Origin of the sequence: Vibrio sp. 1167 (assembly GCF_033340375.1) — a bacterium.
GTDB lineage: Bacteria > Pseudomonadota > Gammaproteobacteria > Enterobacterales > Vibrionaceae > Vibrio > Vibrio alginolyticus.
On record NZ_JAWOWK010000008.1, the window covers coordinates 162307 to 182823 of the forward strand.

Consider the following 20517-nt stretch of genomic DNA (forward strand, 5'->3'; position numbering starts at 1 on the left):
ATTAGTTGTGCATAATATTTTATAGGGTCGGCACCAATTACCGCTCGATTAACTCTCATAAAACCTCCTCTCTAGACCATTTGAAGTGTCACTTTCTTTGAGAAAAGGTACAAATACTTTTGTAATTTATTAGTTAAACTTCACACGCAATTTGCAATTTACACAATTGATAATTACGTAGTTCGACTGTCGACGGTTGCTTTGCGAGCTAACGCCGCATTAAGGTGTGAGCAACGCTACCACGAAACCAAACCATATCACCGTAAACACGAAACCCAACCTTGAACTGAAAATGCCAAGCGTTGGGAGTCACTCTTAAATGCTTTGTTAGCCCTAGGATTCTGACCAAAGTTCAGAGTCATCTTCTGATAGCTGTTGAAGCTCTCTTTCTATAACTACATCTTCAGGCCATTTGATATCCAAGGAGTTCTTGAATTCTTGAATACCTACATAAGCAATTATGTCACCCTCTATTTGTAACTCCCACACCGAGCCATTCCACTGAGCAAAATCATAAACACCTGCAGCTGGCCCTAGTTTTACCGCAACAAAATACATACCAACAAATGATGGCAGTCCTTTTTCCCAATTCAACTCAATACTCATACTACCTCCTAAAACTTTTCACGAAAGCGTTCAGCTACGTCGGCCAATTCCATTAAGTAAAGTGGTTTTAATTTACATAATTGATGAGCATTTTCAATAAAACCTAAGAGTAAAAAGTAATTTTTAATCAAAAAGCCCTCGCAGTAGATCAACGCGGTGTTACTGGTCTTATGATATGAAAGCTTCTTCAAATGCCAAAGTTTGGATGAAGAATCTCTAATATGGATGTGGGACATCCCAGCCTGCTTGACCTGACTTGGAAAATCATAAGTAGTGTCTCGACCAAATGATTTGTGGGGAACACCCGTTTTCTTGTAATCTTTGAACTGACCAATAAATCTAGTTTACTTTTATCAAGATTATCTCTAAATCCTGAGCTTACAAAAACCTTTACATCCTTGTTCATTTTTATTACTCCATTTCAATAAAAGTTACTTTGTTCCTTATTTTTGAATCATTCATCGTTGCTCGTTCAGTTAACGCTGCTGAACGCCTGATTTCATCTCTTTTGAGTGCTTCTGTCTTATTGTCACCATCTAAGACTTTTTCTTTTTTGAGAACTATCGCTTTTTTCCTTTGTTGCATATTACACTTTCCTCTCTATTTAATTTAGGGCTAACGCCGCGTTAAGGGGTGAACAACGCAAGCCACCAAACCTAAATTATTGTGCCATAAACACAAAAGCTAAACTTAGAACCAAAATTGCCAAGCGTTGAGAATCCCTCTTGAGCAGTTTGTTAGTCGCGAGGCACCGAGCGACAATTTTAAGCCGAACTAAACTTTGCAAACAACAAACTTTATGTGTTTTGATGCACTTAAGTCAGGCGTAGTCTCAAAGCGACTACTCAATGAAACCACTTAGAAAAAACAGCGCCGCAGAAAACGGACTGACAACACCAAAAAGCGCTTTTGGAGAACCAATCTCACAGTGCGGACTTTCAACAAAGTCACTGAAACCACGTGGAACTTACAACACCAGAGAAAACGTCCTTTCAGCAAGTAAATAAGCTTTTAAACCAACAAACTCACCGAGCAGAGTTGCAACCAAAAACAGATTCTCGATTGCCCCGCTCTATCACCACCAAAAAACGAAAAACCGCTCGTAAAATAGCAATGCATTGATTTAGAACCGATGAAACTGAACTTTGACCGACGAAGATGGAACTATGAATCAAACAACCAACAGCCAAGTTTTGAGCTTACAAACATGGTTTTGACTGCTAGCTTTTTCTGGTGACTAACGCCCTGTTAAGGTGTGAAGCACGCAATGACCAAGCCCAAGCATGGCACTTCAACACCAAAACCAAAGCATAGTAAAATGCCACACGTGCTGAATCACTCTTAAACAGTTTGTTATACCGTCACTTCTTATTCCTCTCTGACTTTTCTTGTTCCGAGTCCAAGTCTAAGTGCTCTGGACCTCCTGATAATAACCCTTCGGGCTCATTGTCTACCTTTGGAGGTACTGCATTTCGTTTTTGAAGTTCTTTGACCTTTTTAGCTAAACGATCTAATTCTTTGTTGTTCTTGCTCATTTACAGACCTCTATTTGATTTGTTCATCATACCTTGTGGTTCTTTGGTTATAGGAGGTTTTTCTTTGGAAGCAAGGAGATTAGCAAACCGTTGTAGCTCTTTAATACTTCGATTTTCTTTTTTTGGATTGTTTTGTGCATTCATTTCTTATATCCCTATTTTTTTACTTAGAAACCGAGGGTTCACTTTGCTTGCAGGCTGTAAGCTATAGCCCAGTGCCTTATAAGTACTAATTGCTCCGTCAACTGGGTCAGCAACTCTAACTTCTTCAGCAAACCAAACAACTCAAATCCAGTTAAAGCAACATAGGCTACACGACCTTTCAAAGGATGAGCTCTTTCAGTTGAGCCTTCCAAGATTTCCAACCTTACGTGAACATTTTTCTCTGAGAGCTTTCCTAAACATAAACCGCATAATGTTGAACCATACCAAATTGCAGCCTCGAACCTTTTATGATGACGCTCGCGGTAATGTGCGAACCAACTAGACCAATCCCAGCCACCATTCGGCGGTGTCCTCATATTCCCCCACCTTTTATATGCTGCCATAGCCTGGGTGTTGATTGGAGTGAGCTTCACTTGAGGTAAGTTAGTAGCTATCGGCACAGAAGCATATACTTCATTTCTTAAGTTTTGGTATTTAGCAATAAATTCACTATAGTTTGAGGGTTTATTCATGCTTAACTTCTCTTTATTTATATCAAGAAGTTACCTTACTTTTCTCTACAGAAATCCATTAGATGAAAAACAGCTTAGATGCAAATATTATCGAGAGACTCAGCAGTCTCATTGTAATCCCCACAATTGTCATTTACATTCAAGGATAACGCCTTGTTAAGGAGTGAGGCACGCAATAACGAAGCTTCCGCATAACACCTTAACCACTAAAATCAACGCATTGTAAAAATGCCACGCGTGCCGAATCACTCTTGAACAATTTGTTAGCATACTTTTTCAACGCTCATAGATCTTTAAGTGATTCTCTAAGTTTATCCATAGTTTGAATCCCAAGTTCACTACTAATCCAACCATACTGGTCGCCATGGAACCGAGGGAAAATATGCAAATGGTAATGGTCGAGCTCGTTGAAATGAGGTGCCTCTCCGTTGTTTTGCATAAAGCCGATACCTTCGGGATTGAACTTAGCTTCTATACGCTTATATTAATCTCTTGCGACGTCGGTGATCTCTAAAAACACAGACTCGGGCAAGTCGATGAAAGTGCGGTATTGAGTCTTGGGACAAATTAAAATATGTCCAAAGTTGATTGGGTCATGGTCTGCAAAAGCTATAACTTGGTCAGATTCGTACACGATGACCGAGTCAATTTCACGATTAACAATTTGTTCGACTATCGTAGTCATCTAAACTCCTATCAAAGTATGCTAACGCCGCATTAAGGTGTGAGCAACGCTATCACTAAACTAAAACATACCACCGTAAACACAAAAACCAACGATATAATGAAAAATGCCAAGCGTTGGGAATCACTCTTAAATGCTTTGTTAGCTTCCTGTTCGAAACACTACAGCTCAATTTTTAGCAGACATATTAATCTACGCTTCGGATTGAAATTCCCTCAAGTCGTTTAAGTAAGCTCTCGCCATATGGAGCTAGCGCTACTTGTGGATTTGAGTTCATATATAAACTCAAAGCACGAACAAGATCTTCTTTAGCATGAGATAATCGTTCAACTTCTCCTCCATTGAAATCCGTAAAAACTATTCCTTGTAATTCATTTAACCATTTTGAAAACGAATCGGGCTCTGATGAAAGCACTGCTAGCGTAATATAGGTATGATGAGTCAAGGCAACTAACAACAAAAGGGACACCTCTCCAGAAACAGCACCATCCCTGTGAACCCATATTTCACCCAGAGTATTTATTGTAGGGACAACTATTTTCGATTCATCACTTTCCAAGTGTTCTTGAATTAAAAAATAATTATTTTTCATCCAGAGAAGGTTGAGCTCTGTACGTGGGGTGGATGCGAACACAGAACTTGAAAACATTAGAAAAATTAAAATCAAAATATTTTTTAACATGAATCATTTCTCCAGTTGATTTGTTACTCTAATCTCAATTTCTTTATACTTACCAATCTCTAAAAAAATTTCTTTTAACGCCACTTTGCTATTGCTTACATAATAATGAGAATCTTTTAACACTCCCCAACTTTTACCCGGCATTAGGCAGCCTTCCGTATTTTTGTGATAATTGCCTGCGTGAATCAAAACATAAGTCCGTCCTGGAACATTTTTTAATTCGTACACATTTTTATACTTGGTACCACTAAATGGTTCCACTTTGTATGTACCAGCCGAAATTCTTTTGTCTGAACCCTCAACTATCGAGTCAGGACCTCCTGGTTCGAGAACAAACCAACTCTTGTCGACACCTTCAATAGTTAGTTTTCCTAACGTTGTCTCTCCATACTGTTTTATGCGTCTGAGATTTAATATTTCTTTGATTTTTTTGCCAGTCATTTATTTGATCCTCACATTAAATTGAGGAAATACTAGCTGAAATAACTTAATTACATGCCTCCAAGAGTCCCTTTTTCGGCAAGTATCAAAGCAACATTGTACTTGACAATTCTAACTCTTACATTTAACGATTGGATTGATAAAGCTAACGCCTTGCTTAGGTGTGAGTAACGCAATACAAAAGCTACCGCACAGCGCCTTAATCATCATAAGCCACCGCATAGTAAAAATGCCACGCGTTACGAATCACTCTTAAGCAATTTGTTAGTACATGCGCTACTTCTATTTGTGCGCGCCAAGATATTGAAAAGTGGCATAATATGAAAGGCTTTGAACACTGAAGTGAGACGGGCAGCTACAAAACCTTATCGGCATTGAGAGACGAAAGTTGGCTAGAAGAAAAACGCGCTGAACTCCCCTATTTTTACGGACTTCAAATTAGAAAAGGATTCGATCCTCGAACTCCGGACGGCAACACCAAAAGTAATCGAGATTCTCTCAAAAGCCACCACGAAAATGAAGAAGCGCAAAAGAAATAGGCTAAGAGTTAGAAACCGTAAACGGTGAAATCAAAGCGAACACTCCGCATATAGTGCCACCGGAAAGAACGTGAAAGGCATTAACTGAAAGGTGTAAATTCGAGCACCAAAACAGATAAACACCAAAACTTGTGACCTTTGATGTCAAACCCGTACTAACGCGCAGTTAAGGTGTAAGGCACGCAATACTGAAGCCTCTGCATACCACCTTAATCACTAACCCTACCGCATAGTATAAATGACACGCGTACCGAATCGCTCTTGAACAATTTGTTAGGCAAATTTTACAGATATGCACCGACTACTGACATGCAATGCTGAACCGTGCTTTCTTTTTCACCGACTGGCGCGACATAGTGAATTGCAGATTCAGCATCCGCCCTACTCGACAACTTACTAATAACCCACGCTGCTAAGTACTTTGATGACAAACAACCACCTGCTGTTGCAAGATTGCCATCAGCATAAAATGGCTGCTCTAAAACAGTCACTCCCGATTCGACAACCCAAGGTCTCGTTGTTAAATCGGTACAAGCTGGTATTTGATGCAGTAAGCCAAGCACAGACACGAGCAAAGTACCTGAACATTGCCCACCAATTAACTGAGTTTCAGGGTTTAGATTTAACCTTGAAAGTATATCTCTGTCTTGAGCAATATCGCGTGTTAGTACACCGCTACCAAACAATACAACGTTGGCTTGATTCGCAAACTCCAGAGGCTGTTGAGATTGAATTGTAACTCCGTTCATTGAAGTGACGTACTGAGATGGACTCGTTATTTGCACGTTCCAACCAGCGTCTTTCATTCGGTTCAAAATTCCCGCTGCTATAAATGAATCAAGTTCATTAAATCCGTCAAATGTTAGTACCGCAATTTCCATATCTGCTCCTATTTGCCTAACGCCGCGTGAAGTAGTGAGCAACGCTACCACTGAACCTAAACTATTGTGCCTTAAACACTTAAGCTGAATAAAACCCAAAATGCCACGCGTTGCGAATCTGCCTTAAACGCTTTGTTAGCAGTCTTTTCCACACCAAATTATGCTTTATTGCATATACCGTTATGTGGTTTGAAGTTAAACGTTCATAGACACTAACATGAAGCACTTGAAACCCAGCTTGCTTTAATTCAACAACAAGGCCACTTTGAGAGGTAACATGACGATATGGGCTGTTATCCCTATAAGTTTCATAGCTATTTTCATCTTTAGAACACAAGCTACTGACGAAAAACACCCCATTTTCAGATAGTGAACGATAAACATTACCCAAGAATATGGCTCGATCTGCGCCAATAATGCAATGTAAGCAATTACCGTCAATCACAGCATCATAACGTTCTGGAAGTTCAAGAGACTCTACTGTTAGGTCAGATGTATAATAATCACCCTCAGTTCCTGTTGCTCTAGCTTTTTCCTTTGCCCATGCAATTGCGGTTGGTGAGACATCTATACCTGTTACCGCAAAACCCAACTTCTGAAAAAAAGCTCGGCAATGATGCCCTTCACCGCACCCTAATTCGAGCAGTTTACCTTGCTTCGGTCGTTTACATAGCTCTAGAAAACGATCCACTAAAACTGCTTTAGACATTCGCTCATTGCCACCCCAACCTTCCCAGCCAGCTTGGCGAGCTTCAACATACATGTCTTCATGAACTTGATAATTTGGTTTCATACCTGCTAACGCCCAATTAAGGTGTGAAGCACGCATCCACCAGACTCAATTTGACCACCGAAAACACTTAACTAACCCAAGCCAAAAATGCCAAGCGCGCTGAATCACTCTTTAATTGTTTGTTAGCTCTTCAAAGCTATAAGTTGTAGAAAAAAGCTCAAAAACAATATTAAAAGTCCCAAAAACCGGGGTGACTGCTCTTGACCAATAACCGAATTCTCAAGGCTAACTATTGGTAATAGAATGAGCCTTAATGCAACGCCTAAGAGACCAAATACAATAAAAAACACATAAAAGAATGGCAACATCAACAACGTTGAACTGGTAATTAGAATTCTGGCAAACATTTCGCTAAAACTCAGGGATCCATAACCAGCTAAAGCCAATATGAAAGGAATACTGATAACCCAAACGTAACTATTTAAAATAGATTCTAATTCTGGGAATGCGTCCCACATAACCCCGAAGGCGACGAGTAGACTAAAAAACCGATAATTCTAATACGGTTAAGGTTTTCTCTATCCTCATCTGTTGGTTCATAATTGCGCCGAAGTAAATTACCACCTTCTAAAGAAGGTGGTTTTGTGTGAGCCCCCTAAAAGGGGGCCTTTGTTTAGTCCAGCGCCAATTGCTGCTGCTCTACTCGCTCTTGCTTCTCTTGATGTCTTACATATCGGCGTATTATTTCTTCATTGATTCCAACACTATCGACAAAATAGCCTCTTTGCCAAAAGTGATTACCCCAAAGCCTGTTCTTCCTAAGGTGAGGAAACTTGATTGTATCTACTCATGTTATTTGTCCTCTTTGACTTCTGGAAAAATCAAAGAGGCATTTAGCATGAGTAGTTTTACAGGCAAAGCCGAAGCGGATGATAACCACCTACTGAAGTAGGTGGTTTAGGGCTGAAAACAAAAGCCGCCGCATACCACCTTAAACACTAAAACCAACGCATAGCGAAAATGCTACGCGTTGCGAATCCCTCTTGAACAGTTTGTTAGGCGACATTTCTACGTTTAACTTCTTTCTCATACGAAGATTCGTTGTATAACCAGATAGCCCAAAATGTGAAAAACATCCCGAACGTGTAAATTGAGTAATTAAGAGCATTATCCGATAAGAAAATCGTAATGCTTGCCGCATTACAAGATGGGTAAAGGAAAGTAACATTAAAAATCATGTACAAAATGGCTGTGACGAAAGTGGTTCTAAAAAGCCAATTTAAACATCCTTTCTTTCGCGATTTTTGCCAATTATCAAATGCTTTACCATTCATTAATCCACTCCTTTTCTGTTAACTGAAGCTAGATTCACGCCAAGATACTACCCACTAGTCTATCGTTTGTCTCATGTCACCTAACGCCAAATTAAGGTGTGAACAACGCTAACACCTTACCTAAAGCATTGTGCCATAAACACTAAACTGGCTTGAAGCGAAAGCGCCGAGCGTTGTGAATCACTCTTAAATTTATTGTTATGTACGTTGTACCGAACGCACTGGTACCCAACCGACTTCACCCGTTGACCTCGAAACTCGATACCACTCATTGAGTTCGAATAGCACTGACAGTTTTTCGCCAATGACAGTATTAAGCTCAACATTGTCATAGTCTTCAAGCAAGATACCTTCAGAGCTTCCTTCAATCTTTTCGATATATTGAACTGGAGCCCAACCCCGCTCTCCTTCGACACTGGTTATAAAGACCCAGTTGGGAAACTCATCGTCAATTGTACCTAGAGCTACTTTGTCGCCTCGCTTCAAATAAAACGGATTGGGATATTCTGAGTCGTGTTTTTCAGTAGTAACAACTTCCATATTTTCTCCAAAGTACATAACGCCCTGTTAAGGTGTGAGCAACGCAATACCTAAGCCACCGCATAACACCTTAAACACTAAACGCAACGCATAGCCAAAATGCTATGCGTTGCGAATCACTCTTAAACCGTTTGTTATAAACTCGATTTACAGCTTATTTTGTATAGATGTTCAACAGGAAAGATCATTGTGTAGTCGTCCCAGTTTAAGTTTCCATCAAGCAAATCAAACTGCAAAAAGCGAGAGATGTCTTTATATACATCGTAATCAGGATGGCCAACACTAAAGATGAATGGAGCAAAATCAACGATTGAAACGTGATTATCACTAAACTCTATTTCTAAAATATGACCCGTAACATGTGTAACTTTAACCACTGATAGTTCTGACATTTTTTACCTTCTTCGTAATTGTAGTTGGACTTACATGCTTTTTCTTAACAAAATAGTCAATCCACTTTTCTACAGTATCATCGGCATAACAGTTTACAAACTCTTCAAACTCACGCTTCTTTTTGCTCTCTAATCCTGCACCTTTATCCTTAACGACAATTTTTGTAATGCGGCCATTTTTCAAGTGAATTTCCGCTTTAGACTCTTTACCTTGAAACTTACCATGAATATGAATTGGCTCATGTTCGTTACTATAAAAGAACAATATAATCCCTAAGTACTCATAAATTTTCGGCATGCACACCTCCTTGAAATGAAAGTGCATTTTCATGCATGCTGTTGATTATTGAGTGTGATTTAAGTGTGAACGTATCTAAACTTCGAGCCGTGCCAGTGTTTATAACGCCTTGTTAAGGTGTGAGGCACGTAATACCAAAGCCTCCGCAAACCACCTTAAACACAAAACGCAACGCATAGCAAAAATGCCACGCGTTACGAATCACTCTTAAACAGTTTGTTATACCTAAATTCTACGAATTTCCGTACGCACCTGAGTCATTAGCAACTTAGACTGCACCTGAATATCTGATGATATATCATTCAGTTTCGCCAAATATTCTTCTTGGATTGAAGTTTGCTGATGTAGGACTATTTCCGTCAATTTACCCATGAATTCATGTGCTGTATTCATTGATAATTCAGTCAAATCTTCCAACTGTTGAAAAGTACCAAGCATCTCGTCGGTTGCAATCAGCTTTAACCTATTAGACTCTGACTTTAATTTGAAAAAGTCTTCTCCTCCTTCGTGCATGATAAGTGAAATTTGTTGGCTAAACCACACTAACACTTCACGAGTTTTCTCTTGGTTGTTTTCAGCCGAAGCTGCCATAAAATCATTAAGGTATTGATCGAAAATAGGTTGCATGCGCCCCATTATTTCACTTTGATTTTTCTTTCCAAACTGATCCAAACTAGCAACATAGTTGGCATACTCAGTGGCTTTCAAGTCAAAGACTTTTAAGCGCCTTTCAGCATCAAACCTTAAGTCTTGTTCTAGCCTTTTGAGTTGCCTTTCATGCCATAATTTAAATAGAAATGCGAATACGATCCAACCCGCATTGATCAACCCAAAAAGCCAAACATAGTATTGTGGGTCTTTTTGAATAATTTCGTAAATACTGCTCATTTGCTTCCTTAGGTATAACGCCCTGCTAAGGGGTGAGCAATGCAATACCAAAACCGCCGCATACCACCTTAATCACTAAAATCAACGCATAGTGAAAATGCCACGCGTTGCGAATCCCTCTTGAGCAGTTTGTTAGTTTGCAGACCCAAAACGTTGATTTTACGTTATTTTAAACTTTGCAAACAACAAACTTTATGTGCCTTGTCGCACTTAAGTCAGGCCTAGTCTCAAAGCGGCTACTCAATGAAACCACGTGGAACAAACAACGCCGCAGAAAACAAACTCACAACACCAAAAAGCACTTTTGGAAAACCAATCTCACAATGCGGACTTTCAACAAAGTCACTGAAACCTCGTGAACTTACCACACCAGAGAAAACGTCATTTCAGCGAGTAAATCGGCTTTTGTACCAACAAACTCAACGAGCAGATTTTCAGCAAAAAAGTTCAACTCAGTGACCCCAAAAGTCGCCGCACCAAAGAACAAATCTACCCTTGAAACGATGCCAACTTTGGATTTTTACCTCGCTAGTTAACACTGAAAGCCGATACGACAATTTCAACTCTGCGCTATAACGCCGCGTTAAGGGGCAGCAACGCGCTACCACCAAACTTCAATTTACCACCATAAAAACACATACCAAAACTTGAGCCAAATTCGCCACGCGTTGACTGTCCCTCTTGAACGCTTTGTTATGTTACCCCTCTAGCCACTTGATTGCGGAGTCATATTCATTAAATGATTGCATTTCCCCTGATATAAACCAGCCACCAACTTTCGAGGCTAACTCTTGCCAGTGTTTATCACCGTAAATTGCTACTTTTTCGAATTTAGGACCGATTTTCAAACCCAGCTGAAAATCATCCCAAGCTGCACGAAGCTCCCAACCTGAAAACTCTGAAATATCTACAAGCACTTTGACATGCTGCCCCTTAACTCCTGCTAAAGCTGATTCTAATACGGGCGCGATTGCTTGATAATCTTCGTAAGTGAGCTTCCCTACTGCCTTGAAGACAAGGAAGAATTCTGAGCTAAATCGCTCTAGCCCTACTGATATACCGTGGCGTTCACTACTCATAACAGAAACCTCTTAATTACGTATGTTTATAAAGAGTAAGAGAACTCAGCAAACTAATACGAGAGCTAGGCATCAATATTGGGACTCTGTTCGCTTGGGTAACATAACGCCGCGTTAAGTGGTGAACAACGCCGACCACAAAACATAAACCATTGTACCTTAAACACTTAACCTGACTGGAGCTGAAATCGCCAAGCGTTGTGAATCCGTCTTAAACGCTTTGTTAAGTGTATTTTGACTCCACATATCCTTTGAGAGTGTTTACACCAAAAAACACCGTAATCATACCGAAAACTATCGGTACTAAATAAAACACCCAACCAATTGAATTTATGATTGCTATATTCGTAGGTGAACCAGATTCAACCCCATTTAGCACTCCAACAGCGAATTTTACTGCAAACAACGTAAGTACAATAAACAATATTGTGGCAAAAAGGTTCACCTGCCAAAACTGCTTACTCAAATCAACCAGTTCATTAAACACATGTTCTATCAAAGATTTCCTTGCCAATTTAGTCTCCTTACTTGTAAATACACTTAACGCCGCATTAAGGTGTGAGCAACGCTACCACCATGCCTAAACCATTACATCGTAAACACAAAATCCAACGCAGATACAAAAATGCCAAGCGTTGGGAATCACTCTTAAATGCTTTGTTATGCATTTAGTCGTTCTTCGGGTGAAAAACTATCGTTCACAAACTTTAAGAATTCACAGCTTATAATTTTCGCTTGCTCCCAACCTAAATCACTAGAATCAACGACATAAAAACCACATATAACACCACCTGCAATTCTGGCCACGCAAATATTTCCATTACCATCTAAGCAAATTGGCATTGCGCCAGGCATATCGTGCTTTACCCCATAAATATCTTCGCCGTATATCTCCGACAAAGAGAAGAACTGTAACTCTTTGAACCCAAAATAGACTATAGGGCCATCGCTAACACTCCACCAATTCAACATACTTTCAGGAAGAGTTATTTGAAATATAGTTTCTAACTTGTGTATTTCTTCCAGATTTGCGCCTACAGGTCTATCTATAAATTCCATGAATCCCCCTGATGCATAACGCCGCATTAAGGTGTGAGCGACGCTTGGCGATACTTGAGCGAAGCGAAAACGCCAAGCGTTGCGAATCACTCTTAAACAGTTTGTTATGTACCGCCTCAAAACAAGACACTTTCAATTTGGGACCATTGTTCCATAAAAGGGACGAAGTCCCTTTGAGGTATGAACTTCTGTGCTGCTGTATTGTTTTTTAAAAATACTTCCTCCAAAGCCCACACATGGTGGTCAGCGTAAACAGCCCACGCCTTTGCTCCATCGTTAAGCTCTAATCGGGATAGAGGCTTGACAGACAGATAGCCTTTTAACAAAGCTAATGACCTATGAAGCTCCAAATCGAACATATACATGCATGCTCTCGCCAACTCATAAGCAGGAGGCATGTTTTGCACTAAATCCCAATCGATTACATCGCTTACTGTGCGATTAGAATCAAAAAAGACATTGAAATGATGAAAGTCGCCGTGGATTAATTGCCTGCTTGTTAACGGGGTATATGAGTGTGTAGCTTCTGAGCTAGCTAGATAATCACGCTGTTGTTTTACTCTTCGTAGCACCGAGTTATTCATATCAAATTCACTATTTGTTTCAATAGCAGCGACTATTTTTTGTAGTCTATCGACCCAAGCACTTTTATCCCAAGAAAGCTCAATTGTTGGAAAGTCTTTTCCAACCACAGAAGCGAGTTGAACATGCAGGTCAGCAAGGGCTTTTCCCAGCTGAAAAGCATGAAACTCAGACAGAGCACTTTTTTCGATTAACGTTCCTTTTGCTTCAGGAAATAGAGCATAAAACTCATCACCTATTTTACAAAAGGAGTGGTGGTCACGCGTCAAAATAGGGGCAATTATAGTATTCAAATTTTGCGATAGCTTTCTCAGCAGTTCATGTTCTAACTTGATCTTAGCAACATTGCGAACACTATATTTTCTAAGATAATAAGTCTCTGAGGATTGGATACGAAAAACATGATTCGTCGCACCAACTGATTGACGTTTTATACTAGCGTCTACACCAATCTGACTCCAGTTTTCACCTACCTCACGAACAAATTCACTCATAATTCCAGTTATCCCTTAGGCACATAACGCCGCGTTAAGTAGTGAGCAACACTACCACTGAACCTAAATTATTGCGCCGTAAACACTAAAGCTGAATAAAACCCAAAATGCCAAGCGTTGCGAATCACTCTTAAACAGTTTGTTATGTGTTACAACTAAGGTGACTTTTATTTTTACCTTCCTACATTGACTACATCATTCACACCAATGCTAAATTTTGCCTCAGTACGTTTTATACATGTATTACTAAAAAGTGAAAAATCAATTTCCCTTGATAATTTACTATATTTAATAACTTCGTCATCATTAGAAAATAATAAAAGTGTAATACTATCTAAATCTGATATTCTACTTAGATTCTCAGCATCCCAATCGAATCCCAGTAAAGAACGAGCAGCAGTATTATTGGAGTACGGACCTAAAAAACAGACTCGATTCCAATCACCTTCGACAACTTCAGAAAAATCGACACTACTGTCATTTAATCTTAGTTGTATCTGAACAGGATACTTGAAGTAAAATAAAGAAAATCATAACCAATTTTTTCATTTTTTCTTCTCTTTCTTTATTACCTTAAGGCGACCTGCTAGCAATGAAGTGTAACAATAATGTGCAGTTTATCATTACTCGCCATCGATAACCCTAACCGAATACCAACTTTATTATTGTGTAAATCCATGACCTTTTCATTTTCTGGTTTTTCCGGAAAGTCTTCATGTGCTATCGTAAATTCGAGAGCATTTTTGTATCCAATGTCACGCGCTAGCATCGCAGACCAAAAACAATGACGAAATGCATCGCTTTTATCATTGTGTCCATTGATGCCAAAGCGAGATTCTGTTTCGAAAAAAGCAACATCTTTCGCTTCTTTTATTGCTATAGCATGGTGAGGGTTTAATTCAAGATACTCTTTTTCACCTTCTTTTAGAGAATTGTATTGTTGATAAATATGTTTAACCATGAGACCTCCGCATTTAAACGCAAACTAGCCTACACTTTTAAAACAAATCCACATTACTAAAAACTGATTAAAAATAAGACCTTGAGAAGGAAAGCGCAGTTACATGATTATCAATTACATCTTCGAACTTACTCGGACACATAACGCCCAATTAAGGTGTGAGGCACGCAATACCAATGCCGCCGCATACCACCTTAATCATTAAAACCGACGCATAGTAAAAGTGCCACGCGTGCCGAATCACTCTTAAATTGTTTGTTAGTTGCCCATCTCAAAGCCTAGTGCTAACATTTGTACACACACCAACAAAGGAATACATCATGGACACTAGAATTCAATTTCGTGTTGATGAAGAAACAAAACGCCTAGCTCAACAAATGGCTGAAAGCCAAGGTCGAACTCTAAGTGATGCTTGCCGTGAACTTACTGAGCAACTCGCTGAACAACAAAGAAAAACATTATCTCACGATGCATGGCTAACTGAACAAGTAAACCTAGCATTTGAGAAGTTTGACTCAGGAAAATCCGTTTTCGTTGAGCACCAAACTGCTAAGTCTCGAATGGAAGAGCGCAAAGCCAGAATCCGTAATCGAGGTAAGCAATGATTTTATGGGAAGAAGAGTCACTTAATGATCGTGAAAAGATCTTCGAGTTTCTCTATGACTTTAACCCTGATGCGGCAGAAAAAACTGACAACCTTATTGAAGCAAAAGTAGAAAACTTGCTTGAACAACCTTTAATGGGTGTACAACGAGATGGCATCCGCGGACGATTGCTCATTATTCCTGAGATTTCGATGATTGTCTCTTACTGGGTCGAGGGCGATATCATCCGAGTTATGCGTGTACTCCACCAAAAACAAAAATTTCCTACAGATTGATTGCTTCCTCTGGGGAACTAACGCCGCGTTAAGTAATGAGCGACGCCTACACCTAACCTAAACCATTACACCGTAAACACAAAACCCAATTTGAACCAAGAATGTCATGCGTTGCGAATCTGCCTTAAACGCTTTGTTATGGCGCAATTCTCAAAGATGGCCACCGAACTAGCCACCCTTTTGAACTTACACGATTTTCAAAGGTTTCTCGTAACCTTTTAGGATTATGTGTGACCCAGTAACTAAATAGGGATTCAAAGCCAAAAGCAGCCATACACTCATACTGATTTGACCCGATTTGACGAACAGCAACCGCTGTTTCTTTTTCTGGCCAGTAACTCATTGCATCCAACGAACTTTGATAAGGTTCATCACCATTACGCTCATTCATTGTCGCTTGATTACGCACTTGCCAGTTAAGCTTGGGCATGCGAGCTTTAAGAAGTACTTCGTAATCCAAGTGGACATTGGAGTTAGATTCTGTCGGATCAAAGTAGATTACATCGACGTCATTTAAAGGAGTCGGTTCGTTGAAATCATGCAGTGAATCCCAAACTAAATTTCGAACGAAACCTGCTGCAATATAGCATTGAGGCAAATCTAATTGGGACACATGATAAAGTGCCTCAACTCTGATTGGGTCTTGCCTTATTAACTCTACGATTTTGTCCATTTTCGCCCTGCGCCATAACGCCCTGTTAAGGGGTGAGCAACGCAATACCGATGCCGCCGCATACCACCTTAAACACTAAAACCAACGCATAGTGAAAATGCCACGCGTTGCGAATCATTCTTAAACAGTTTGTTATAAATCATTGCCACTGTTTTTGTACGAGCCGTTTGACGACTAGCATTAAAAAAGTGAGCACAATTAAACAAACAAAGATAATTACAAACCAACTACCCCAAACCATAAAAATATAGTTAAAGTCATACCTACAAGTACTTAGAGCTAGAGATTTAGCAGTACAAAACTCTCCCATTGAGTTATGTTTAACTGCAATATACAGGGGAATGCAAGCTAGAATACTAGAAACAACAATAGACACGATAAAGTGTTTTAAACGGCACATTTGGCTGGGCTCCATGGTTGTTCAAGATATAGCTTGGCTACACGTGCACCGTAATCGCTAACTACTTCAGCACCCAAAAAATTATAGATCGTAGCTATTTTTCTTATCGTCGGATTTTCAATACGAGCCTGTATTCTAGATAATAGAGCGATCCCGAACTCAATATTGTAGTAAGGACAGCCTAGGGCTTCTTTAGTGACGCCAATGTCTTTCCAATATGAATAATGTAGATTCATCGGCAGTATGGTTTTTCTCAAAGGATAGACTTTATCATACCAGCCATGAGTAGTTTCCATATACATTATTGCTGCGACTAGGCGTGGGTCTACACCATGTTTCTTTGATTGATGAATTATCAAACCGCACCATTTCCCAACTTCACTGAAGCTATCAATTTCGTATAATGGCTTTCTACCGACTGCGCTATCGCTATCAACGATAGTAAATATTGCAGGTGTATCATTGATAATGCTTAACTTCCTTTCCGCAGATTTATTCAGAACAGGTATGTCGTTCATGTCTTATTCCCTCAATCAAAGCAAATATGATACAAATCACATACCAATAAAGTCATCTTAATATTCTGTTTTCAGACACGAATCTCAATCTTGATTTATAACGCCGCGTTAAGTAGTGAGCAACGCCACCACCACAACTAAAACATTGTGCCGTAAACACTAGAGCTGAATCAAACCAAAAATGCCAAGCGTTGCGAATCTGCCTTAAACGCTTTGTTAAGGCACTTCTCGCTTGACATGAGTGCTTAAATGCATAGTATAAATTTCAAGCGGTTATCCGCGAGGTGTCAGGCAAAATTAAGGTAACTAAATACCAAAAGTAAGATACTGAAACTAACATAACTGAATAAAGATTAGAGTAAAGAACTACATAAACTAGACTACTATTTCAATGCTTAAGATGCTAAAGCTCATAAGATTGAAGACAAACACTAATATTAAAACTCTCTCTAATTTAACTTAAAACGACTAATTTCAATATACCTGAAACTCAAAACACACCTTCAAGCCTGATAGTCACCAACCCTTAGAGGCGTTGACTATGAAGATTAGTTTTAGTGTTTCTGCAGCATTTCATGCTTGGTTTCTGAAACTTGAGTTTGCTTTCGACAGAAGTAACTCTAGCCAAGGTGAAGCAGAGGAAGCTTAAATTCCAAGCCCAATATTGATATGGTGGGCTTTTTTACGTTTGTACCCTAACGCCCTGTTAAGGGGTGAGCAACGCAATACCAAAGCCGCCGCATACCACCTTAAACACCACAGCCAACGCATAGTAAAAATGCCACGCGTTGCGAATCACTCTTAAACAGATTGTTAGTTGCATGCTTCGTCTGGCACTGTATCAACTTTTTTCTTGGCTTTTTCCTGCATTATTTTATTCAGAATTGAGTTTGATGGATAAAGAACTTTTGCGCTCGGAACCTCTGTTGACGCTGGGTCCAAGTGTGAATCTTGATCATCAAAAAAGATATGTGGCTTAAAAGCCTTTAGAAAGCGACTTTTCTCTAAACCTCCAAGAAAAAATGCTTGGTCAATATAGACATTCCAACTACGAAGGGTTTTTATAACTCTCATTTCCGCAGGGCTATTTCGCGCAGTCATAATAGCCAATTTTACAGGAGAATACTCGATACGCCCTGGCAACCTTTCTTGTACTTTTGATAGCTTTTTCAGAAGGTTAGCATATCGCCCTTCTTGTAAAGGGATATCCTGTTTTTCATTTTCACTACGCCAGAACTCTTCTAACCCATCCGTTTGGTTAACAATTTCACTGTCCTCGCTAAAAAGCACAGCATCCGCATCAAAAGCAAAGCGAACTTGCTCTTCGTTCAAACTCGCCTCTGACTGAGGGGGCCTTTTAACTAATGCCGAAGCACATACCCCACTATCGATGACCTCTTGAGCATCTTGCTCATTGGTAGTTAGAAACAAGTCGACATAAAAAGCGTCTAAATAGATCGAGCTCGCTTCACCAGCTGTAAATGCTGAACGCGTAATAGGGAGTTTTCTCCTACGAATTTCATTCAATACTCTAAAGCCAGTTTCCGGACTATTCCTTGAAATTACAACTACCTCGACTATCGGCGCATTATCTTCCGGACTTTTGTGCGTATTGAGATTTAGCAGTGACCTTACTAACGGCATAGCTGTACCATCATTTAGCGGTTCATCTTCGTGCTCAAGCATATATGTTCGATATTCGTCTATCGCTGTGTTTGGATCTGTTTTGTTTTTTTCTCTAAAGATCTCATCAGCTTCAGATAAATCAAATAGTGCAGTAGCTGAAATCCCAACAACCAAAGTTTCTGTTAAATCTATTGGCATAATCCTTTCCCTTTCTGACGTATTAAAATTTTTCTATGACGCAACTAACGCCGCGTTAAGGGGTGAACAACGCAAGCCACCAAACCTAAATCATTGTTCCATAAACACAAAAGCTAAACTTAAAACCAAAATTGCCAAGCGTTGAGAATCCCCCTTGAACGCTTTGTTATGTTCGTAGCTATTTGAAGCCACTGATATTTACAAAACTATCTCTGGTCGATGCAACAAACTTGCTCACGCTAGGTACTGCAACACTTCAATTTGAATGTCTCTCAGTAAATTTTGAGTATGCTCCGACTGTAAATTAAGTTCGCACCAGCCATCAGTTCCCATATATACAGCAGAAATATAGCTGATATTTTTAATACCACTTTCATTGTTGAGGATTCCAGATGGTCGGAAAATACCTAACTTTGTGTGGATTCTGCTAATTTTGAAGTTTTCCATAAACCCCCAAGAACATAACGCCCAATTAAGGGGTGAGCAACGCTACCACGAAGCTAAACCATGCCACCGTAAACACAAAACCCAACGATGGAATGAAAAATGCCAAGCGTTGGGAATCACTCTTAAATGCTTTGTTATGTGAATTAGAATAAATCAATAAAACATTGAATAGATTGACTGAAACATTGATAGTAAAGTTCTAAAAAATAATCACTGCAACTAAAAGCACTGCCAATATCGTTAAAGCTATAATCTTTAAGGCTTTAAATAAGTTCGATATATTTACCTTTGCTAATTTAGCATTGTCGTATAAAAGAACAAAACTCAAACCTATATACACAAATATACTAACAAGGAAAAATATAAAATCCCCAAAACCAGCCTTATTCTCAAAATGTCCATGTGTTAGAGCTAAAAACTTAAACATTGATAATGTTATTGCTACAGACAATAAGCTTCTAGACAACCGCCAAAAAACCAAATACATATGGAAAAAATATATTGGATATTCTCGATTTTTTACTTCGTACAACATATGAAATTATAAAAGCCACAAACCCTAAAAATAAAGAAAACATCCATACATGATTGTTAAATAAAGCTTCGTATGAATATTTAAGTCCGGCTTTCAAGTCTAGCCATGGTTGGTCATCAACCTTACTAGCTTGATATATTAGATAATAAAAAACAACAAAGTTAACTATTAATACTTCTAACGTATCAAAGGCTACGGCTCTCAAATCTCTAGCCGTTTTTTCGTAACCAAGCTCGGTTTTTTCTTTCTCTCTATCTATCAACGATTAATCCTCTACACTAAAAGTCACATAACGCTCTGTTAAGGGGTGAGCGACGCAATACCGAAGTCGCCGCATGCCACCCTAAACACTAAAACCAACGCATAATGAAAATGCCACGCGTTGCGAATCCCTCTTGAACCGTTTGTTAACTGAGCGCCTTTCAGTTTTAGCCGATCTTTCAGCCACTTTCGCCAAAGCTCGTTTTGCTAATTAATGATTAGCAAAGCTAACTCAAATATGTGTTTAACAAAAAAATTACCGTTGATCTTTAGTTTGAAATGCGTCTCACAACACCATACTTCGGCGATGTAAGTGCGCCGAACTAATCGCGAACGCCTTATATTATTAGAAGGCTTTATGCCGCCTTTCACATCAGTAAACTTAAGTACCAAACTGAAATTAGTCGCATTACCTCAGCCAAGGAAACTGACCGAACACGCTAAACCTCCGAACCTAGAAACCGTATCAATGTGCATTCGTATTTTCTGCGCCAGTTAACGCCGCGTTAAGGGGTGAGTGCCGCATAAACCTACTTTCAGCAGACCACTTTCACCACAAGACTCACTGCAAAC

General features: G+C 39.5%; 25 protein-coding genes and 2 pseudogenes. 2 read left to right on the forward strand and 25 right to left on the reverse strand.

Annotation, left to right across the window (positions count from 1 at the left end; translation table 11 throughout):
• Positions 1–333: 333 nt before the first annotated feature.
• The 21 genes and pseudogenes from R7Z78_RS17615 to R7Z78_RS17720 form a co-directional block, all read right to left on the reverse strand.
• On the reverse strand, positions 334–606 hold the full coding sequence (locus tag R7Z78_RS17615; RefSeq protein ID WP_226975282.1) for a hypothetical protein: 273 nt from the start codon (positions 604–606) through the stop codon (positions 334–336).
• Between the two features lie 8 nt (positions 607–614).
• Positions 615–941, reverse strand: a complete 327-nt coding sequence (locus R7Z78_RS17620) for a type II toxin-antitoxin system YafO family toxin (protein WP_104975396.1) — start codon at positions 939–941, stop codon at positions 615–617.
• 76 nt (positions 942–1017) lie between these two features.
• Entirely contained in the window at positions 1018–1191 is a 174-nt protein-coding gene (locus R7Z78_RS17625) for a hypothetical protein (RefSeq protein WP_153645908.1), read from the reverse strand.
• Positions 1192–1967: 776 nt separating this feature from the next.
• On the reverse strand, positions 1968–2141 hold the full coding sequence (locus R7Z78_RS17635) for a hypothetical protein (RefSeq protein ID WP_169644113.1): 174 nt from the start codon (positions 2139–2141) through the stop codon (positions 1968–1970).
• Complete coding sequence (locus R7Z78_RS17640; RefSeq protein WP_169644115.1) at positions 2142–2285, reverse strand: hypothetical protein; 144 nt, start codon at positions 2283–2285, stop codon at positions 2142–2144.
• A 38-nt stretch (positions 2286–2323) separates the two neighbouring features.
• Positions 2324–2818, reverse strand: coding sequence for a hypothetical protein (locus R7Z78_RS17645; protein WP_104975397.1), 495 nt, complete (start codon positions 2816–2818; stop codon positions 2324–2326).
• 283 nt (positions 2819–3101) lie between these two features.
• Positions 3102–3503: pseudogene (locus R7Z78_RS17650) on the reverse strand (HIT family protein).
• Between the two features lie 187 nt (positions 3504–3690).
• Complete coding sequence (locus tag R7Z78_RS17655; protein WP_104975398.1) at positions 3691–4185, reverse strand: hypothetical protein; 495 nt, start codon at positions 4183–4185, stop codon at positions 3691–3693.
• 3 nt (positions 4186–4188) lie between these two features.
• Entirely contained in the window at positions 4189–4626 is a 438-nt protein-coding gene (locus tag R7Z78_RS17660; RefSeq protein WP_104975399.1) for a DUF5675 family protein, read from the reverse strand.
• A gap of 823 nt (positions 4627–5449) precedes the next feature.
• The gene (locus tag R7Z78_RS17665; RefSeq protein ID WP_104975401.1) at positions 5450–6046 is read right to left on the reverse strand and encodes a DJ-1/PfpI family protein; all 597 of its coding nucleotides are present in this window, start codon (positions 6044–6046) and stop codon (positions 5450–5452) included.
• Between the two features lie 79 nt (positions 6047–6125).
• A complete protein-coding gene (locus R7Z78_RS17670; RefSeq protein WP_104975402.1) occupies positions 6126–6839 on the reverse strand; it encodes a class I SAM-dependent methyltransferase in 714 nt (237 codons plus the stop codon).
• 613 nt (positions 6840–7452) lie between these two features.
• A pseudogene (locus tag R7Z78_RS17675) lies at positions 7453–7614 on the reverse strand (transposase); the annotation flags it as partial.
• A gap of 697 nt (positions 7615–8311) precedes the next feature.
• Positions 8312–8653 (reverse strand): SH3 domain-containing protein, encoded by a 342-nt coding sequence (locus tag R7Z78_RS17680; protein WP_042523465.1) that lies wholly within the window; start codon positions 8651–8653, stop codon positions 8312–8314.
• Positions 8654–8787: 134 nt separating this feature from the next.
• A complete protein-coding gene (locus tag R7Z78_RS17685) occupies positions 8788–9045 on the reverse strand; it encodes a DUF2442 domain-containing protein (RefSeq protein WP_104975404.1) in 258 nt (85 codons plus the stop codon).
• A complete protein-coding gene (locus R7Z78_RS17690) occupies positions 9023–9343 on the reverse strand; it encodes a DUF4160 domain-containing protein (protein ID WP_104975405.1) in 321 nt (106 codons plus the stop codon). The genes R7Z78_RS17685 and R7Z78_RS17690 overlap by 23 nt, the downstream gene beginning before the upstream one ends.
• Positions 9344–9568: 225 nt before the next feature.
• A complete protein-coding gene (locus tag R7Z78_RS17695) occupies positions 9569–10231 on the reverse strand; it encodes a DUF3329 domain-containing protein (RefSeq protein ID WP_104975407.1) in 663 nt (220 codons plus the stop codon).
• Between the two features lie 698 nt (positions 10232–10929).
• Positions 10930–11310, reverse strand: coding sequence for an STAS/SEC14 domain-containing protein (locus R7Z78_RS17700; RefSeq protein ID WP_104975408.1), 381 nt, complete (start codon positions 11308–11310; stop codon positions 10930–10932).
• Between the two features lie 223 nt (positions 11311–11533).
• The gene (locus R7Z78_RS17705; RefSeq protein WP_104975409.1) at positions 11534–11824 is read right to left on the reverse strand and encodes a hypothetical protein; all 291 of its coding nucleotides are present in this window, start codon (positions 11822–11824) and stop codon (positions 11534–11536) included.
• A gap of 146 nt (positions 11825–11970) precedes the next feature.
• Positions 11971–12369, reverse strand: coding sequence for an SMI1/KNR4 family protein (locus R7Z78_RS17710; protein WP_104975410.1), 399 nt, complete (start codon positions 12367–12369; stop codon positions 11971–11973).
• A gap of 116 nt (positions 12370–12485) precedes the next feature.
• Positions 12486–13445, reverse strand: a complete 960-nt coding sequence (locus R7Z78_RS17715; protein WP_104975411.1) for a phosphotransferase — start codon at positions 13443–13445, stop codon at positions 12486–12488.
• Between the two features lie 586 nt (positions 13446–14031).
• Positions 14032–14406, reverse strand: a complete 375-nt coding sequence (locus R7Z78_RS17720; RefSeq protein ID WP_226977621.1) for a DUF6973 domain-containing protein — start codon at positions 14404–14406, stop codon at positions 14032–14034.
• Positions 14407–14726: 320 nt separating this feature from the next.
• Between R7Z78_RS17720 and R7Z78_RS17725 the strand changes: the two genes are divergently transcribed.
• A complete protein-coding gene (locus tag R7Z78_RS17725; RefSeq protein WP_005398409.1) occupies positions 14727–15011 on the forward strand; it encodes a type II toxin-antitoxin system RelB/DinJ family antitoxin in 285 nt (94 codons plus the stop codon).
• Positions 15008–15286: a type II toxin-antitoxin system mRNA interferase toxin, RelE/StbE family gene (locus R7Z78_RS17730; RefSeq protein WP_005398411.1), complete on the forward strand. Its 279-nt coding sequence runs from the start codon at positions 15008–15010 to the stop codon at positions 15284–15286. Before R7Z78_RS17725 ends, R7Z78_RS17730 begins: the two co-directional genes overlap by 4 nt.
• 136 nt (positions 15287–15422) lie before the next feature.
• Here R7Z78_RS17730 and R7Z78_RS17735 read toward each other — a convergent pair whose 3' ends face one another.
• The 4 genes from R7Z78_RS17735 to R7Z78_RS17755 all read right to left on the reverse strand — a co-directional run bounded on the left by R7Z78_RS17735 (position 15423) and on the right by R7Z78_RS17755 (position 19945).
• Positions 15423–15959, reverse strand: a complete 537-nt coding sequence (locus tag R7Z78_RS17735; protein WP_104975413.1) for a nucleotidyltransferase family protein — start codon at positions 15957–15959, stop codon at positions 15423–15425.
• 387 nt (positions 15960–16346) lie between these two features.
• Positions 16347–16877: a hypothetical protein gene (locus tag R7Z78_RS17745; protein WP_049538686.1), complete on the reverse strand. Its 531-nt coding sequence runs from the start codon at positions 16875–16877 to the stop codon at positions 16347–16349.
• Between the two features lie 813 nt (positions 16878–17690).
• Positions 17691–18701: a 5'-nucleotidase gene (locus tag R7Z78_RS17750; RefSeq protein ID WP_104975415.1), complete on the reverse strand. Its 1011-nt coding sequence runs from the start codon at positions 18699–18701 to the stop codon at positions 17691–17693.
• A 905-nt stretch (positions 18702–19606) separates the two neighbouring features.
• Complete coding sequence (locus R7Z78_RS17755; RefSeq protein WP_104975418.1) at positions 19607–19945, reverse strand: hypothetical protein; 339 nt, start codon at positions 19943–19945, stop codon at positions 19607–19609.
• Between the last annotated feature and the right edge of the window lie 572 nt (positions 19946–20517).

What these genes read in the sequence shown, in the direction of transcription:
- R7Z78_RS17730 (WP_005398411.1), top strand. Translation starts at nt 15,008, where the DNA reads ATGATTTTATGGGAAGAAGAGTCACTTAATGATCGTGAAAAGATCTTC.
- R7Z78_RS17665 (WP_104975401.1), bottom strand. Translation starts at nt 6,046, where the DNA reads ATGGAAATTGCGGTACTAACATTTGACGGATTTAATGAACTTGATTCA.
- R7Z78_RS17735 (WP_104975413.1), bottom strand. Translation starts at nt 15,959, where the DNA reads ATGGACAAAATCGTAGAGTTAATAAGGCAAGACCCAATCAGAGTTGAG.
- R7Z78_RS17625 (WP_153645908.1), bottom strand. Translation starts at nt 1,191, where the DNA reads ATGCAACAAAGGAAAAAAGCGATAGTTCTCAAAAAAGAAAAAGTCTTA.
- R7Z78_RS17700 (WP_104975408.1), bottom strand. Translation starts at nt 11,310, where the DNA reads ATGAGTAGTGAACGCCACGGTATATCAGTAGGGCTAGAGCGATTTAGC.
- R7Z78_RS17645 (WP_104975397.1), bottom strand. Translation starts at nt 2,818, where the DNA reads ATGAATAAACCCTCAAACTATAGTGAATTTATTGCTAAATACCAAAAC.
- R7Z78_RS17710 (WP_104975410.1), bottom strand. Translation starts at nt 12,369, where the DNA reads ATGGAATTTATAGATAGACCTGTAGGCGCAAATCTGGAAGAAATACAC.
- R7Z78_RS17680 (WP_042523465.1), bottom strand. Translation starts at nt 8,653, where the DNA reads ATGGAAGTTGTTACTACTGAAAAACACGACTCAGAATATCCCAATCCG.
- R7Z78_RS17640 (WP_169644115.1), bottom strand. Translation starts at nt 2,285, where the DNA reads ATGAATGCACAAAACAATCCAAAAAAAGAAAATCGAAGTATTAAAGAG.
- R7Z78_RS17690 (WP_104975405.1), bottom strand. Translation starts at nt 9,343, where the DNA reads ATGCCGAAAATTTATGAGTACTTAGGGATTATATTGTTCTTTTATAGT.
- R7Z78_RS17715 (WP_104975411.1), bottom strand. Translation starts at nt 13,445, where the DNA reads ATGAGTGAATTTGTTCGTGAGGTAGGTGAAAACTGGAGTCAGATTGGT.
- R7Z78_RS17745 (WP_049538686.1), bottom strand. Translation starts at nt 16,877, where the DNA reads ATGAACGACATACCTGTTCTGAATAAATCTGCGGAAAGGAAGTTAAGC.
- R7Z78_RS17685 (WP_104975404.1), bottom strand. Translation starts at nt 9,045, where the DNA reads ATGTCAGAACTATCAGTGGTTAAAGTTACACATGTTACGGGTCATATT.
- R7Z78_RS17670 (WP_104975402.1), bottom strand. Translation starts at nt 6,839, where the DNA reads ATGAAACCAAATTATCAAGTTCATGAAGACATGTATGTTGAAGCTCGC.
- R7Z78_RS17725 (WP_005398409.1), top strand. Translation starts at nt 14,727, where the DNA reads ATGGACACTAGAATTCAATTTCGTGTTGATGAAGAAACAAAACGCCTA.
- R7Z78_RS17655 (WP_104975398.1), bottom strand. Translation starts at nt 4,185, where the DNA reads ATGTTAAAAAATATTTTGATTTTAATTTTTCTAATGTTTTCAAGTTCT.
- R7Z78_RS17635 (WP_169644113.1), bottom strand. Translation starts at nt 2,141, where the DNA reads ATGAGCAAGAACAACAAAGAATTAGATCGTTTAGCTAAAAAGGTCAAA.
- R7Z78_RS17695 (WP_104975407.1), bottom strand. Translation starts at nt 10,231, where the DNA reads ATGAGCAGTATTTACGAAATTATTCAAAAAGACCCACAATACTATGTT.
- R7Z78_RS17750 (WP_104975415.1), bottom strand. Translation starts at nt 18,701, where the DNA reads ATGCCAATAGATTTAACAGAAACTTTGGTTGTTGGGATTTCAGCTACT.
- R7Z78_RS17660 (WP_104975399.1), bottom strand. Translation starts at nt 4,626, where the DNA reads ATGACTGGCAAAAAAATCAAAGAAATATTAAATCTCAGACGCATAAAA.
- R7Z78_RS17720 (WP_226977621.1), bottom strand. Translation starts at nt 14,406, where the DNA reads ATGGTTAAACATATTTATCAACAATACAATTCTCTAAAAGAAGGTGAA.
- R7Z78_RS17615 (WP_226975282.1), bottom strand. Translation starts at nt 606, where the DNA reads ATGAGTATTGAGTTGAATTGGGAAAAAGGACTGCCATCATTTGTTGGT.